The organism is Streptomyces hilarionis, from assembly GCF_024539675.1.
In the GTDB taxonomy this organism is placed as follows: domain Bacteria; phylum Actinomycetota; class Actinomycetes; order Streptomycetales; family Streptomycetaceae; genus Streptomyces; species Streptomyces hilarionis.
This window is the reverse complement of the sequence record NZ_JAHHIT010000737.1, coordinates 1-268: the sequence shown is the minus strand read 5'-3', so window position 1 is coordinate 268 and position 268 is coordinate 1. Positions and strand designations below refer to the sequence as shown.

1 protein-coding gene is annotated in these 268 nt (G+C 56.7%); it reads left to right on the top strand.

Translation table 11 applies throughout. The annotated features are described in order from the left end of the window. Window positions 1-31: 31 nt before the first annotated feature. The coding region (locus KMS84_RS44605) for a GNAT family N-acetyltransferase (protein WP_256921600.1) at window positions 32-268 on the top strand (237 nt) is incomplete at its 3' end.

Here is a 268-nt window from a genome sequence, read left to right as displayed (position 1 = left end):
ATGTTCAGCTTTCGAATCAAGGACGACTTGCATGGCTTTGAAAATCCGTACGGCGACGGTAGCAGATGCTGTAGCCATCCAGCGCATTTACGCCCCCATCGTTTCAACAACGGCCATCTCGTTCGAAGAGATTCCGCCGAGCGCTGAGGAAATAGCTCAGCGGATAGCGACGACACTTCAGACATATCCCTACCTGGTGGCCGAAGAAGGTGGGGAGATCAAGGGCTACGCCTATGCCAGCCAGCACCGCGCACGTGCGGCCTACCGG